The organism is Pseudomonas imperatae (assembly GCF_057128625.1).
Map to the genome: position 1 here is coordinate 228,269 of NZ_JBSKHP010000001.1, position 13,368 is coordinate 241,636.

Consider the following 13,368-nt stretch of genomic DNA (forward strand, 5'->3'; position numbering starts at 1 on the left):
CCGGCAGCGGCTACGGGGTGCGTGTGGGGGCGCAAATGGCGCGATTATTTTGAATCGCGCCACAATCGCGCCACGCCTCCCGAGCAACTGCGCCACCGACCACCGGACCTGTAGCCGCTGCCGCCAGGCTGCGCAGGGCGTGTGCCACGGTGAAGATCTCCAGCGTGCACGAGGGCCAGCGCAGCCTGGCGGCAGCGGCTGCAAGGTTTACGTTGTCAGGTTCAACACCGGCGCCGGCACCCGCGCAAACCACCGGCTCGCCTGCTCATACGCATGCGCCAGTTGCAGCACCGCGAAGTCGGCCTGGTGGCGGCCGATGATCTGCATGCCCATGGGCAGGCCCTGGGCGTTGAAGCCCACTTGCACGTTGGCCACCGGGCAGCCGCTGAGGGTGCCGGGGATGACGACTTCCATCCAGCGGTGGTAGGTGTCCATGCTGCGCCCGGCCACTTCGGCGGGCCAGTGCTGGCGCTTGTCGAACGGGAAGACCTGGGCGCTGGGTAGCAGCAGGTAGTCGTAGCGTTCGAACAGCGCGTTGATAGCGCGGTACCAGTCGGTGCGGGTGACGCCGGCCTGGTGCACGGCGCTGGCGCTCAGCCCCAGGCCGTTTTCCACTTCCCATTGCGCTTCGGGCTTGAGCTGCGCGCGCTTGGCCGGGTCCTGGTAGGCCTTGCCCAGGGAGCCTGCCACGGTCCAGTGGCGCAGGGTGCGCCAGCAGTCCCACAGGCGTTCCGGGCTGAAGCCCAGGTCGGCGTGCTCCACGCTGCAGCCCAGCGCCTGGAAGTCGCCCAGGGCCTTTTCGCACAGGGCGGTGACGCCATGTTCCATGGGCAGGTAGCCGCCGAAGTCGCCCAGCCAGCCCAGTCGGGTGCCCTTGAAGTCACGGGCCAGGGGCGCGGCGAATTCGCTGCCGTCGCCGGCCAGCGACAGCGGTGCCCGCGGGTCATGGCCGGCCTGCACCGACAGCAGCAGGGCGGTGTCACGCACGGTGCGGCCCATGGGGCCTTCGTAGCCCAGCTGGTCGAAGAACAGGTCGGCGGCGTCGTCGAAAGGCACGCGGCCCTGGGACGGGCGGAAGCCGATGATGTTGTTGAAGGCCGCCGGGTTGCGCAGCGAGCCCATCATGTCGCTGCCGTCGGCCACCGGCACCAGGTGCAGGGCCAGGGCCGCGGCGGCGCCACCGCTGCTGCCGCCGGCGGTCTTGCTGGGGTCGAAGGCGCAACCGGTGGCGCCGAACAGCGGGTTGTAGCTTTGCGAGCCGAGGCCGAATTCCGGGGTGTTGGTCTTGCCGATGATGATCGCGCCGGCGGCCTTGATGCGCGCCACCATGATGCCGTCGCGCTCGGGAATGAAGTCGCGGTACAGCGGCGAGCCCAGGGTGGTGGCAATGCCCTGGGTCAGCGACAGGTCCTTGATGGCGTGGGGCAGGCCGTGCATCCAGCCCAGGTAGACGCCTTGGGCCAGTTGCGCGTCGCGCTCGTCGGCCTGGGCCAGCAACCGTTCGGCCGGTTGCAGGCTGACCAGGGCGTTGACCAGCGGGTTGAAGCGTTCGATGTGGGCCAGGTAGGCCTGCATCACCTCGCGGCAGGACACCTGGCGCAGGCGGATTCGTTCGGCAAGCTCATGGGCCGGCAGCAGCACCAGCTCGTTGACAGTCGGGGTGTTCATGGCAGCAACCTTGGTAACAGGAAAACAGACCCCGCCGTCCTGGCGGGGCAGGGGTGCATCAGCGCATCAGGTTGGTCCACAGCCGGTCGGCCAGGCGGATGGCGCCCTCGCCGCAGGTCTGGCTGAACACGACCTTGGTGCCGGTGGGAATGTGCAGCTCCGGTGCATCCTTCAGGCTAGCGTCGAGGAACGGCTCCACGCCTTTGATCGGGCTCTGGTGCTTGAGGAAGTTCTGGGTGATGGCGGCATTTTCAGGCTGGCTGAGGAAGGCGATGAACTTGCGCGCGTTGTCCGGGTGCTGGCTGCCCTTGGGGATGACCATGTTGTCCACCCAGGCCATCACGCCCTGCTTGGGGTACATGTAGGCCAGGCTCGGTTTCATCTCGCGGGCGCGCATGGCCGAGCCACCCCAGAACATCGACATGTCGACTTCACCCGCGGCCAGGTTCTCGCGAATCGAGCCGGCCTTGGAGCTGTAGGTCTTCACGAACGGCTTCTGCGCCTTGAGCAGCGCCAGCACCTGTTGCATCTGCTTGGGGTCTTCGCTGCACAGCGGAATGTTCAGGTACAGGCTGGCGGTGTCGATCACCTCGCTGGAGGAGTCGAACATGTTGATGCGCCCCTGCAGCTCGGCCGGCGGGTGGTACAGCACGTCGTAGCTGTCCAGCGGGCCTTTGTAGCGCGCGGTGTCGAGGACCACGCTGGTGGTGCCCCAGATGAACGGCATGGCGTAGGCACCGTCCGGGTCCCAAGTGGGATTCTTCAGGTTGTCCACCACGTTGGCGTAGTACGGCTGCTTGGCCGGGTCGAAGCGCTCCAGCAGCTGCTCCTTGATCAGGATGGGCACGAACTGGTGCGACGGAATCGCCACGTCATAGCCGCTGCCGCCCTGTTTCAGCTTGGCCAGCAGGGTCTCGTTGGAATCGTAGGAATCCACGGTCACCTTGATGCCGGTTTCCTTCTCGAACTTGTTGAGAATCTCCGGCGAAAAGTAGCCGCTCCAGCTCACCACGTTCAACTGCTCCGCCGCCTGCGCGGTGCCGGCCAGGCCCAGCGCCAGCGACATCCCTACGGTGGTCATCAACGTCTTCATGCAAAACCCCCACGGTTGGACAAAAGGCTCAGGCTTTCTTTTTGCCGAGCAGATAGGAAAGGCTGACGAACAGCACCGACACGCCGAGGATCAGCGTGGAAACCGCGTTCACGTCCGGCGTCACGCCCATGCGCAGCAGGCCGAAGATGAAGATCGGCAAGGTAGTGGTGCCCGCCTGCGAGACCATCATCGAGATCACGAAGTTATCCAGCGAGACGATGAACGCCAGCATCAGGCCGCTGACGATGCCCGGCATCAGCAGTGGCAGCGTGACCTTGGTGAAGATCCGCCAGGCGCCGGCGTACAGGTCGGCTGCGGCGTGCTCCAGCGACAGGTCCATGTCGTTGAGCCGCGCGCGGATGGGCAGGTAGGCGAACGGGATGCAGAACACCGTGTGGGCGATGATCAGGTTGCCATAGCCCAGCGACACCCCCAGCGACGAGAACAGCGCCAGGGTAGCGACGCCGACGACGATTTCCGGCAGCACCAGCGGCAGCATGATCGCGCCCATGGACAGCTGCATGCCCTTGAACTTCGCCCCGCGCGAGGTGCCCAGCGCCGCCAGGGTGGCGATCACCGTGGCGATCACGCTGGCGCAGCAGGCAATCAGCAGGCTGTTGCCGGCGGCGCTGCGCAGGGCCTGGTTGGCGAAGGCGGCGCGGTACCAGTCCAGGCTCAGGCCGGTCCACACGGTGGCGGACTGGTTGGCGTTGAACGAGAACACCACCAGCACCACGATGGGCGCGTACAGGTACAGGTAGAACAAAAAGCTGAAGCCGCCGAAGCCGGGGAAGTCCTGCACCCCCAGCCGGCCACGGGTCAGTAGACGCAGCATCACAGGCCTCCTTGGGCAACGCGCTGGCGCTCGGCGCGCAGGGCGTACAGGGTCAACACCAGCATCACGGCGGCCATCAGCACCAGCGCCAGCGCGGCGCCGAACGGCCAGTTGCGGGCGTCGCTGAACTGGCGAAAGATCAGGTTGCCGAGCATCAGCTTCGTGCCGCCGCCCAGCAGTTCCGGGGCAATCATGGCACCCAGGCACGGCACGAAGGTGAGGATGGCGCCGGCCATGATGCCGGGCCTGGCGATGGGCAACACCACCTTGCGCAGGGTGCGCCACTTGCCGGCGTACAGGTCTTGCGCGGCCTCCAGCAGGCGGATGTCCATCTTCTCCAGGGTGGCGTAGATGGGCAGCACCACGAACGGCGCGTAGGTGTAGACCAGCCCCAGCAGCACGGCGCCGTCGGTGTACAGCAGCGGCAGCGGCTGCTTGATCAGGCCCAGGCCCATCAGGCTGTTGTTGATCACGCCGCTGTCGCGCAGCAGCAGAATCCAGGCGTAGGTGCGGATCAGCAGGTTGGCCCAGAACGGCACGGTGATCAGGAAAATCAGCAGGCCGCGGCGCTGGGGCGGCTGCATGGCCAGCCACACAGCCACGGGGAAGCCGATCAGCAGGGTGATCAGCGTGGTCAGCCCGGCGATGCCGATGGAGCGCAGGGCGATCATCAGGTAGGCGTCGGTGAAGGCCAGGCTGTCGTCCATCTGCCGTTCGAACAGCAGGGAAATGTAGGCCTCGGTGCTGAAGTGATGATCGACCCCGCCATAGGGGTTGGCCTGCATCAGCGAGTAGGCCATCACGATCAGTATCGGCACCACCAGGAACAGGCCGATGGCGGTCAGCGCCGGGCTCACGCCCAGCACGTTGCCCAGCGCCTTGCGGCGCAGCAGGGCGCTGGGGCGGGGCAGCACAGTGGTTGTGTCCATGTTGCCTCCTCAGTCCACCAGCACGCTGGCGCTGTTGTTTTCCAGCAGCAGGCCGGCGCGGCCGCCCAGGGCAAAGCGCTGGCCGCCGCTGTTGGGCACGCGCACGGTCAGGCGCTGGCCGCCGGTGAGGCGCACCTGGTACTGCAGGTCGGTGCCCAGGTAGATCTGCTGCTCCACGGTGCAGTCCATGGCGCCCTGGCGGGGCAGCTCGATCAGTTGCAGGCGCTCGGGGCGGATCGACAGGTTGACGCTGGCGCCCACCCGCAGGCCCTCGTGCACCGGCGCGGTGACGGCAGCGCCGCCTGGGGTCTGGTACAGCGCGCTGGCGCCGTCGATGCGGCTGACCACCGCCGGAATCAGGTTGGTCTCGCCAATGAAGTCGGCGACGAAGCGGTTGCGCGGGCGTTCGTAGATCTCGTCCGGGCGGCCCACCTGCTGCACCTCGCCCTCGCTGAGCACGGCGATGCGGTCGGACATGGTCAGGGCTTCTTCCTGGTCATGGGTGACGAAGATGAAGGTGATGCCGGTGCGCGCCTGTATGGCCTTGAGTTCTTCGCGCATGGCCTGGCGCAGCTTCAGGTCCAGCGCCGACAGCGGTTCGTCCAGCAACAGCACCTTGGGGTGTGGCGCCAGCGCCCGGGCCAGGGCGACACGTTGCTGCTGGCCGCCGGACAACTGTGCGGGGCGGCGTTCGGCGAAGCGCTCCATCTGTACCAGCGCCAGCATTTCACGCACCCGCTCGGCCACCTGCGGTTTGCCCAGGCGCTTGCCCATGGGGTGCGATTCCAGGCCAAAGGCCAGGTTCTGGGCGATGCTCATGTGCGGGAACAGCGCGTAGTGCTGGAACACGGTGTTCACGGGGCGCTGGTGGGGCGGGCGGTCGGCGATGTTTTCGCCATACAGCTGGATCTCGCCGCGGGTGGGAAACTCGAAGCCGGCGATCATCCGCAGCAGGGTGGTCTTGCCGCAGCCCGAGGGACCGAGCAGGGTGAAGAATTCGTTGTCGCGGATGTCCAGGTCAACGTGCTTCAGGGCCACGGGCCCGGTGTCCGGGTCGCCGTAGACCTTGCGTACCGAACGGATGGAAACAGCCAGCATCTGTAGCGAATGCAGGGCGCTCATGCAGTACCTCCGATTCCCCCATCGAGCCCTTTCCAGCAGGCGGCCAAGTGCACCGCATGCAGCCCGGGACGATGGAATATTGTTGTTTTGGCAGGAGTAGAGAGTCGTGATACCGGCCGCTTGGCAGGGCCGTTGTTGTTCTGCGTTGGCCTGATTATCAGCGAGGGATTGCCGGGGCGAAAGATCAATTTTAACATAGGTGGTGTTAAATAATTTAACAGCGCGCGAGGCCGGAAACGTCATGTCCAACCTGCATCTGCCACCCCTCAACGCCATCCGCGCCTTCGATGCCGCCGCGCGCCTGGGCAGCTACGTGGAAGCCGCCAAGGCCCTGCACGTGACCCAGCCGGCGGTGGGCCGGCACGTCAAGCTGCTGGAGGACTGGCTGGGCGTGCAGTTGTTCGAACGCACCTCGCGGGGCGTGGTGCTGACGCCGGGCGGGCGCAAGTATCACCAGAAGATCTCCCGTGCCCTGCAGCAGATCATCGAGGCCGGCGAGGCCCTGCAGCCCCACGCCAGCGAGCGCTGGCTGCGCATCATGGTGGTGCCGGGCCTGGCCAAGCGCTGGCTGACGCCGCGCATCGAGACGTTGCGCCACCTGCGCCCGGGCTTGAAGGTGGCCATAGAGCCCAACTCCACCTTTACCGAGGTGGACGCGCGCACCGCCGACCTGGGCATCGTCTACGGCATGCCCGGCCAGTACGCCAACAGCCGCGCCACGCTGATCTGCCCGCGGGTGTTCCCCATCTGCACGCCCAAGTACCTGGCCAGCATCAAGCCTATCCGCCGGGTGCAGGACCTGATGAAGCTGGACCTCATCCACTTCGACGACGGCGAGTGGTGGAACATGTGGTTCAAGGCCCTGGGCATCGACGCCCAGCTGTCGTCTGACGTGCTCTACGTCAGCAACGACCACGCCCTGGCCGTGGCCGAGAGCGGGCAGGGCATAGCCTTGGCGAACGAAGTACTGGTGCGCGACGAGCTGGCGGCCGGCACGCTGGTGCGGGCGATCGACGTGGAGGTGCCGCTGGAGAGCTACCAGTTGCTGACGCCCAGCGGGCAGTTGTCGGCGGACGTGCAGTGGTTCGAGCAGTGGCTGGCGCAGGCGCTGCGCGAAGAGTTCGCCGGCGCTTTCGACGGCGCCGGGGCGTAGGCTTCAGCCCAGGGTGTTGAGGGTCTTGCGGCAGTGCACCAGGGCGTCGCGGATCATGAAGTTGACCAGGGTCGGCGACACCCCCAGTTCCAGGGCGATGTCTTTCTGCGACTGGCCATTGAGCCGGTACTGCTCGAAGGCGTAGCGGGTGCGCGGCGGCAGGTCCTGCAGGGCCAGGGCCAGCTTGTCGAGGGTCTGGCGGTCTTCGTGCAGGGTCTCGGGGCTGGCGCCGGGCACGGCCACGCTCAGGCCTTCCTCTTCGCTGCACTTGTAGCGTTTTTCCAGCGCCTGGCGGCGATAGTGGTCGATGGCCAGGTTGCGCACCACGCGCATCAGGTAGCTGCTCTGGGACTGGATGCCCGGGCTTTCGCCGTTGCCGTTCATTTTCACGAAGGCATCCTGCACCACGTCTTCAGCCGACGCGCGACAGCCCAGGATGCGGGTGGCGGCGTTGATGAAGCGCTGGCGATGGGTCACGAACAGTTGCTGAAGAGCCGGCCTTGGCTCGATGCTGATTGTTTTAGGCATTTGACGTGTTGACCTATGCGGCAGTGCACATGGGGAAGCGGTAAAACTAATGTGATTGATAATCTTTATCAAATGATTTCTGCTCGCGTCTCATGATTTTTTCTTCTATGACACAATTGCCATCACTGCCTCCCCACCCCCGTAGCAGCTGCCGCAGGCGGCGTCCGGGGCCTCGCGAGCTGCCTGGAACTGCGCGGCGCCCGTGACGCGGCCTGCGGCCGCTGCTACAGGGCCACCGCCAACCGCCGTAGCAGCTGCCGCAGGCTGCGTCCGGGCCCCGCGCGAGCTGCCAGGAACCATGCGGCGCCCATGACGCGGCCTGTGGCGCTTTGCCGCACAATTGTCTGTGCGCGCCGCGAGTTGGTTATACTTGCAACGATCTGCCTGGAGCGCTCATCAGGAGAGCTCATGCTCGCCCCATCTATGCCGTTGTCCGCTACACGCCAGAACCTCTGGCGCTTGACCTTTATTCGTTTCCTGGTGCTGGCCGCGCAAGCCGGCTCGGTGGGCTTCGCCTACCTGACGCACCTGTTGCCACTGCCCTGGCTGCAGCTCAGCGCCACCCTGGCGGTGTCGTTGCTGCTGTGCACCGTGACCGCGTTGCGCGTGCGCGCCTCGCTGCCGGTGACCGAGCAGGAATACGCCCTGCAACTGACCTGCGACCTGCTGCTGCACAGTGCGCTGCTGTATTACTCGGGTGGGTCCACCAACCCCTTCGTGTCCTATTACCTGGTGCCGCTGACCATTGCCGCGGTGACGCTGCCGTGGCTGTATTCGGTGATCCTGTCGGGTATCGCCCTGGCCTGCTACTCGGTGCTGCTGGTGCGCTTCTACCCGCTGCCAACGCTGCCGATCGCCCGGGAAAACCTGCAGAACTACGGCATGTGGCTGAGTTTTGCCCTGGCCGCCGGGGTCATCACCTTCTTTGCCGCGAAAATGGCCGAGGAGCTGCGCCGCCAGGAGCAGATGCGCGCCCAGCGCCGCGAGGAAGGCCTGCGCGACCAGCAACTGCTGGCCGTGGCCACGGAAGCCGCCGGTGCCGCCCATGAACTGGGCACGCCGCTGGCGACCATGAGCGTGCTGCTCAAGGAAATGCGCCAGGACCACCACGACCCGGCGCTGCAGGAGGACCTGTCGGTGCTGCAGGACCAGGTCAAGCTGTGCAAGGAAACCCTGCAACAACTGGTGCGCGCCGCCGAGGCCAACCGCCGCATGGCGGTGATGGAACAGCCCGTGACGGCCTGGCTGGACGAGGCGCTGAACCGCTGGCACCTGATGCGCCCGGAAGCCACCTACCGCTTCCAGCGCCTGGGCCAGGGCGAGGTGCCGGAGCTGGCGCCGCCGCCAGACCTGACCCAGGCGCTGCTGAACCTGCTGAACAACGCCGCCGATGCCTGCGCCGAAGGCCTGGAAGTGCACCTGGACTGGAACGCTGAAGATATCTTCATCGTGATTCGCGACCACGGCCCGGGCGTGCCGCTGGCTATCGCCGAGCAAATCGGCAAACCTTTCTTTACTACCAAGGGCAAGGGCTTCGGCCTTGGCCTGTTTTTGAGCAAAGCCAGCGTGACACGCGCAGGCGGCTCGGTAAAACTCTATAGTCATGAGCAGGGCGGTACACTCACAGAGTTGCGCCTGCCCCGTGACGCCCGAGGAGACAGACATGAGTGATGAAAACCAGGTCGAAAGCGAAGAGCTGCCGCATCTGTTGCTGGTCGACGACGATTCGACCTTTACCCGCGTGATGGCCCGCGCCATGGCGCGCCGCGGCTTCCGCGTGACCACCGCCGCCAGCGCCGACGAAGGCCTGAAGCTGGCCCAGGAAGACCTGCCGGACTACGCGGCCCTGGACCTGAAGATGGAAGGCGACTCGGGCCTGGTGCTGCTGCCCAAGCTGCTGGAGCTGGACCCGGAGATGCGCGTGGTGATCCTCACCGGTTACTCCAGCATCGCCACTGCGGTCGAGGCCATCAAGCGCGGCGCCTGCAACTACCTGTGCAAGCCGGCCGACGCCGACGACGTGCTGGCAGCCCTGCTGTCCGAACACGCTGACCTGGACACCCTGGTGCCGGAAAACCCGATGTCGGTGGACCGCCTGCAGTGGGAGCACATCCAGCGCGTGCTCACCGAGCACGAAGGCAACATCTCCGCCACTGCCCGCGCCCTGGGCATGCACCGGCGCACCCTGCAGCGCAAACTTCAGAAGCGCCCGGTTCGTCGCTGAGTCGCCGAACCCATGAGTCTTTTTTCCGCGCGGGTGGATCGGGATCGATCTGCCCTGCGTGGCCTCCTACCGTCGAGCCTGTCCAATGAATCAGAACGCTGAATATTCCGCGGTCAACGATGCCGTGCGTGGTCATTTTTTTCGAAGGGTATGGCAGCTGATCTGGCCCTACTGGCGCAGTGAAGAGAAGGGCAAGGCCTGGCTGTTGCTGGCCTCGGTGATCGGCCTGTCGCTGTTCAGCGTGTGGATCTCGGTGTGGATGAACAGCTGGTACCGCGACTTCTACAACGCCCTGCAGAAGAAAGACTTCGCCGCTTTCACCCACCTGATCCTGTATTTCTGCGGCATTGCCGCGGTGGCCATCCTTGGCGCGGTGTACCGCCTGTACCTGACGCAGATGCTCACCATTCGCTGGCGCCGCTGGCTCACCCAACGCCACTTCAACCGCTGGCTCGAGAACAAGAGCTACTACCAGATGGAGCAGGGCGGCCACACCGACAACCCTGACCAACGGATCAGCGAAGACCTCAACAACTTCACCTCCGACACCCTGAGCCTGGTGCTGGGCCTGATCCGCACGGTGGTCAGCCTGGTGTCGTTCTCGGTGATCCTGTGGGGCGTGTCGGGCAGCATCGAAGTGTTTGGCGTGACCATCCCCGGCTACATGTTCTGGTGCGCGCTGGTGTATGCCATTGTCGGCAGCTTCCTGACCCGCTGGATCGGTAGCAGCCTGATCCCGCTGAACAACCAGCAACAGCGGTTCGAAGCCGACATGCGTTTCTCGCTGATCCGGGTGCGTGAAAACGCCGAGAGCATCGCCCTGTACAGCGGCGAACCCAACGAGAAAGAGCGCCTGACCACCCGCTTCGGCAAGGTGTGGAGCAACTACTGGGCGCTGATGAAAGTGACCAAGCGCCTGACCTTCTTCACCGCCGGTTACAGCCAGGCGGCGGTGATTTTCCCGTTCGTGGTGGCGGCGCCGCGCTATTTCGCCGGCAAGATCGAACTGGGCGAGCTGATGCAGATCAACTCGGCGTTCGGCAACGTGCAGGGCGACATGAGCTGGTTCATCGACAGTTTTTCCACCATCGCCGGCTGGAAAGCCACCTGCGACCGTCTTATCAGCTTCCGCCAGGCCATGAGCGACAATGAAAGCCGCGCGCCGGCCATTGCCGTGGAAGAGCAGGGCGAGGCTGTGAGCGTCGACAACCTCAACCTCGACCTGGCCGATGGCCGCCACCTGCTGGCGGGCGCCAGCCTGGCTGTGGCCTCGGGCGAACGCCTGCTGGTCAGCGGCCGCTCGGGCAGCGGCAAGAGCACCTTGCTGCGCGCCATGGGGCGGCTGTGGCCCAACGGCCACGGGCATATCCGCATGCCGCAGGGCCGCTCGCTGTTCCTGCCGCAGAAGCCGTACCTGCCGATCGGCCCGCTGCGCGAGGCGTTGAGTTATCCACAGCCGGGTGACACCTACAGCCAGGAACGCTACGTGCAGGTGCTGCAAGCCTGCCGCCTGCCGCACCTGGTGGAGCGCCTGGACGAAGGCAACCACTGGCAGCGCCTGCTCTCGCCGGGCGAGCAGCAGCGCGTGGCCTTTGCCCGCGCCATGCTCTACGCGCCCAAGTGGCTGTACATGGATGAGGCGACGTCGGCCATGGACGAGGAAGACGAAGCGGCGCTGTACCAGGGCCTGATCGAGCAGCTGCCAGGCTTGAGCATCATCAGCGTTGGCCACCGCAGCACGCTCAAGCGCTTCCATTCGCGCCACGTGCGCATCGAGGGCGGACATCTGGTGAATCAAATCACTGGGGCACCGACCGCGGTGTAATGTGGTCGTACGACTGGAATGCGCTATGATGCGCCTATAAACGTGATCTCGAGATAAGAAGTTCGCCATGGAAACGCCAATCGCCCCGCCTCGCGGCCGTCGCAAACCTCGCAGCCTTGCCCAGGAACTGGTCACCGTGCTGACCGAGCGCATCCTCAAGGGTGAGCTCAAGCGTGGCGACAAGCTGCCCACCGAGTCGGCGATCATGCAAGAGCAGGGCGTCAGCCGCACCGTGGTGCGCGAGGCCATCTCGCGCTTGCAGGCGGCGGGGCAGGTGGAAACCCGCCATGGCATCGGCACCTTCGTGCTCGACACGCCCAGCCCCAGCGGCTTCCGTATCGACCCGGCGACCATCGTCACCCTGCGTGACGTGCTCGCCGTGCTGGAATTGCGCATCAGCCTGGAAGTGGAATCGGCCGGCCTGGCCGCCCAGCGCCGCTCGCCCGAGCAGCTGGCCGCCATGCGCGCGGCCCTGGATGCGCTGGCCGAAAGCGCCGCGCACGCCTCGGACGCCGTGGCCTCGGACTTCCAGTTCCACCTGCAGATTGCCCTGTCCACCGGCAACCGCTACTTCACCGACATCATGACCCACCTGGGCACCAGCATCATCCCGCGCACGCGGTTGAACTCGGCGCGCCTGGCCCATGATGACCAGCAGCACTACATGAACCGCTTGAGCCGCGAGCACGAGGAAATCTACGAGGCCATCGCCCGCCAGGATTCCGATGCCGCCCGCGCGGCCATGCGCCTGCACCTCACCAACAGCCGCGAACGGCTGCGCCAGGCCCACGAAGAGGCCCAGGCAACCGCCTGATTCGCAGTGTGGGAGCTGGCTTGCCAGCGAGTTTTGGGGCCTTCAAAAGCTCGCTGGCAAGCCAGCTCCCACAGACGTCTTCGACCCCTTCGCACTTCCCATGACATTTCGTCGCCCAGCCTATTGAGCATTCATAATTTCAGTTGTACGATGACGTACGACATCAGCGAAGGCTGAGCGCACATTCCACGCAAACCAGGGTGTTCGAATAATGAATCCACAAGAACTGAAGTCCATCCTCTCCGCCGGCCTGCTGTCTTTCCCGGTGACCGATTTCAATGCCCAGGGCGACTTTGATCGCGCTGGCTACATCAAGCGCCTGGAGTGGCTGGCCCCGTACGGCGCCAGCGCGCTGTTCGCCGCCGGCGGTACCGGTGAATTCTTCTCCCTGGCTGCCAGCGAGTACTCGCAAGTCATCAAGACTGCCGTCGACACCTGCGCCCGTAGCGTGCCAATCCTCGCCGGCGTCGGTGGTGCCACCCGCCAGGCCATCGAGTACGCACAGGAAGCCGAGCGCCTGGGCGCCAAGGGCCTGCTGTTGCTGCCGCACTACCTGACCGAAGCCAGCCAGGACGGCGTTGCCGCCCACGTGGAAGCGGTGTGCAAGTCGGTGAACATCGGCGTCATCGTCTACAACCGCAACGTCTGCCGCCTGAACGCCGTGCAGCTGGAACGCTTGGCCGAGCGCTGCCCGAACCTGATCGGCTACAAGGACGGCCTGGGTGACATCGAACTGATGGTGTCGATCCGCCGTCGCCTGGGCGACCGCTTCAGCTACCTGGGCGGTCTGCCGACCGCCGAAGTCTACGCCGCCGCCTACAAGGCCCTGGGCGTGCCGGTGTACTCATCCGCAGTGTTCAACTTCATCCCGAAAACCGCGATGGACTTCTACCACGCCATCGCCAAGGAAGATCACGCCACCGTCGGCAAGATCATCGATGACTTCTTCCTGCCCTACCTGGACATCCGCAACCGCAAGGCCGGCTACGCCGTGAGCATCGTCAAGGCAGGCGCCAAGATCGCCGGCTACGACGCAGGCCCGGTGCGTACCCCGCTGACCGACCTGACCGGCGAAGAGTACGAAATGCTGGCAGCCCTGATGGACAAGATGGGCCCGCAGTAAGCTTTACTGCTCCTACCTGGCCAGTGGGAGCTGGCTTGCCAGCGAGCTTTTGAG

Annotated in this window: 12 protein-coding genes; 6 read left to right on the forward strand and 6 right to left on the reverse strand. The window is 65.4% G+C overall.

What is annotated here, in order from left to right; genetic code table 11:
• Positions 1–207: 207 nt before the first annotated feature.
• The 5 genes from ACWKWX_RS01080 to ACWKWX_RS01100 are packed head-to-tail and all read right to left on the reverse strand — an operon-like array spanning position 208 to position 5,647.
• Positions 208–1,668, reverse strand: coding sequence for an amidase (locus ACWKWX_RS01080; RefSeq protein ID WP_483826841.1), 1,461 nt, complete (start codon positions 1,666–1,668; stop codon positions 208–210).
• 58 nt (positions 1,669–1,726) lie between these two features.
• Positions 1,727–2,761, reverse strand: coding sequence for an ABC transporter substrate-binding protein (locus ACWKWX_RS01085; RefSeq protein ID WP_483826842.1), 1,035 nt, complete (start codon positions 2,759–2,761; stop codon positions 1,727–1,729).
• A gap of 28 nt (positions 2,762–2,789) precedes the next feature.
• Positions 2,790–3,596: an ABC transporter permease gene (locus ACWKWX_RS01090; RefSeq protein ID WP_476295610.1), complete on the reverse strand. Its 807-nt coding sequence runs from the start codon at positions 3,594–3,596 to the stop codon at positions 2,790–2,792.
• Positions 3,596–4,525: an ABC transporter permease gene (locus ACWKWX_RS01095; RefSeq protein ID WP_416426905.1), complete on the reverse strand. Its 930-nt coding sequence runs from the start codon at positions 4,523–4,525 to the stop codon at positions 3,596–3,598. The genes ACWKWX_RS01090 and ACWKWX_RS01095 overlap by 1 nt, the downstream gene beginning before the upstream one ends.
• Before the next feature lie 9 nt (positions 4,526–4,534).
• Positions 4,535–5,647 (reverse strand): ABC transporter ATP-binding protein, encoded by a 1,113-nt coding sequence (locus tag ACWKWX_RS01100; RefSeq protein WP_416426904.1) that lies wholly within the window; start codon positions 5,645–5,647, stop codon positions 4,535–4,537.
• 241 nt (positions 5,648–5,888) lie between these two features.
• Here ACWKWX_RS01100 and ACWKWX_RS01105 point away from each other — a divergent pair, with 241 nt between their 5' ends.
• Positions 5,889–6,800 carry a LysR substrate-binding domain-containing protein gene (locus ACWKWX_RS01105; RefSeq protein WP_416426903.1) on the forward strand — a complete coding sequence of 304 codons (912 nt, stop codon included), beginning with the start codon at positions 5,889–5,891 and terminating at the stop codon, positions 6,798–6,800.
• A gap of 3 nt (positions 6,801–6,803) precedes the next feature.
• Here the strand turns inward: ACWKWX_RS01105 and ACWKWX_RS01110 are convergent, their stop codons facing one another.
• The gene (locus ACWKWX_RS01110) at positions 6,804–7,328 is read right to left on the reverse strand and encodes an RNA polymerase factor sigma-70 (protein ID WP_416426902.1); all 525 of its coding nucleotides are present in this window, start codon (positions 7,326–7,328) and stop codon (positions 6,804–6,806) included.
• 408 nt (positions 7,329–7,736) lie between these two features.
• On the opposite strand from ACWKWX_RS01110, the gene ACWKWX_RS01115 reads away from it, so the two are divergent.
• The 5 genes from ACWKWX_RS01115 (at position 7,737) to kdgD (ending at position 13,314) form a co-directional block, all read left to right on the forward strand.
• Positions 7,737–8,999 carry an ATP-binding protein gene (locus ACWKWX_RS01115; protein WP_416426901.1) on the forward strand — a complete coding sequence of 421 codons (1,263 nt, stop codon included), beginning with the start codon at positions 7,737–7,739 and terminating at the stop codon, positions 8,997–8,999.
• A complete protein-coding gene (locus tag ACWKWX_RS01120) occupies positions 8,992–9,552 on the forward strand; it encodes a response regulator transcription factor (RefSeq protein ID WP_416426900.1) in 561 nt (186 codons plus the stop codon). Before ACWKWX_RS01115 ends, ACWKWX_RS01120 begins: the two co-directional genes overlap by 8 nt.
• 85 nt (positions 9,553–9,637) lie before the next feature.
• Positions 9,638–11,377 (forward strand): ABC transporter ATP-binding protein/permease, encoded by a 1,740-nt coding sequence (locus ACWKWX_RS01125; protein ID WP_416426899.1) that lies wholly within the window; start codon positions 9,638–9,640, stop codon positions 11,375–11,377.
• 67 nt (positions 11,378–11,444) lie between these two features.
• Positions 11,445–12,191 (forward strand): FadR/GntR family transcriptional regulator, encoded by a 747-nt coding sequence (locus ACWKWX_RS01130; RefSeq protein ID WP_027976789.1) that lies wholly within the window; start codon positions 11,445–11,447, stop codon positions 12,189–12,191.
• Positions 12,192–12,402: 211 nt separating this feature from the next.
• A complete protein-coding gene (gene kdgD / locus ACWKWX_RS01135) occupies positions 12,403–13,314 on the forward strand; it encodes a 5-dehydro-4-deoxyglucarate dehydratase (protein WP_027976790.1) in 912 nt (303 codons plus the stop codon).
• Positions 13,315–13,368 lie beyond the last annotated feature (54 nt).

Excerpts from the sequence above, each read along its gene's own strand:
- ACWKWX_RS01120 (WP_416426900.1), top strand. The coding sequence starts at position 8,992 with ATGAGTGATGAAAACCAGGTCGAAAGCGAAGAGCTGCCGCATCTGTTG.
- ACWKWX_RS01105 (WP_416426903.1), top strand. The coding sequence starts at position 5,889 with ATGTCCAACCTGCATCTGCCACCCCTCAACGCCATCCGCGCCTTCGAT.
- ACWKWX_RS01095 (WP_416426905.1), bottom strand. The coding sequence starts at position 4,525 with ATGGACACAACCACTGTGCTGCCCCGCCCCAGCGCCCTGCTGCGCCGC.
- ACWKWX_RS01080 (WP_483826841.1), bottom strand. The coding sequence starts at position 1,668 with ATGAACACCCCGACTGTCAACGAGCTGGTGCTGCTGCCGGCCCATGAG.
- ACWKWX_RS01100 (WP_416426904.1), bottom strand. The coding sequence starts at position 5,647 with ATGAGCGCCCTGCATTCGCTACAGATGCTGGCTGTTTCCATCCGTTCG.
- ACWKWX_RS01085 (WP_483826842.1), bottom strand. The coding sequence starts at position 2,761 with ATGAAGACGTTGATGACCACCGTAGGGATGTCGCTGGCGCTGGGCCTG.
- ACWKWX_RS01110 (WP_416426902.1), bottom strand. The coding sequence starts at position 7,328 with ATGCCTAAAACAATCAGCATCGAGCCAAGGCCGGCTCTTCAGCAACTG.
- kdgD (WP_027976790.1), top strand. The coding sequence starts at position 12,403 with ATGAATCCACAAGAACTGAAGTCCATCCTCTCCGCCGGCCTGCTGTCT.
- ACWKWX_RS01090 (WP_476295610.1), bottom strand. The coding sequence starts at position 3,596 with ATGCTGCGTCTACTGACCCGTGGCCGGCTGGGGGTGCAGGACTTCCCC.
- ACWKWX_RS01125 (WP_416426899.1), top strand. The coding sequence starts at position 9,638 with ATGAATCAGAACGCTGAATATTCCGCGGTCAACGATGCCGTGCGTGGT.
- ACWKWX_RS01130 (WP_027976789.1), top strand. The coding sequence starts at position 11,445 with ATGGAAACGCCAATCGCCCCGCCTCGCGGCCGTCGCAAACCTCGCAGC.
- ACWKWX_RS01115 (WP_416426901.1), top strand. The coding sequence starts at position 7,737 with ATGCTCGCCCCATCTATGCCGTTGTCCGCTACACGCCAGAACCTCTGG.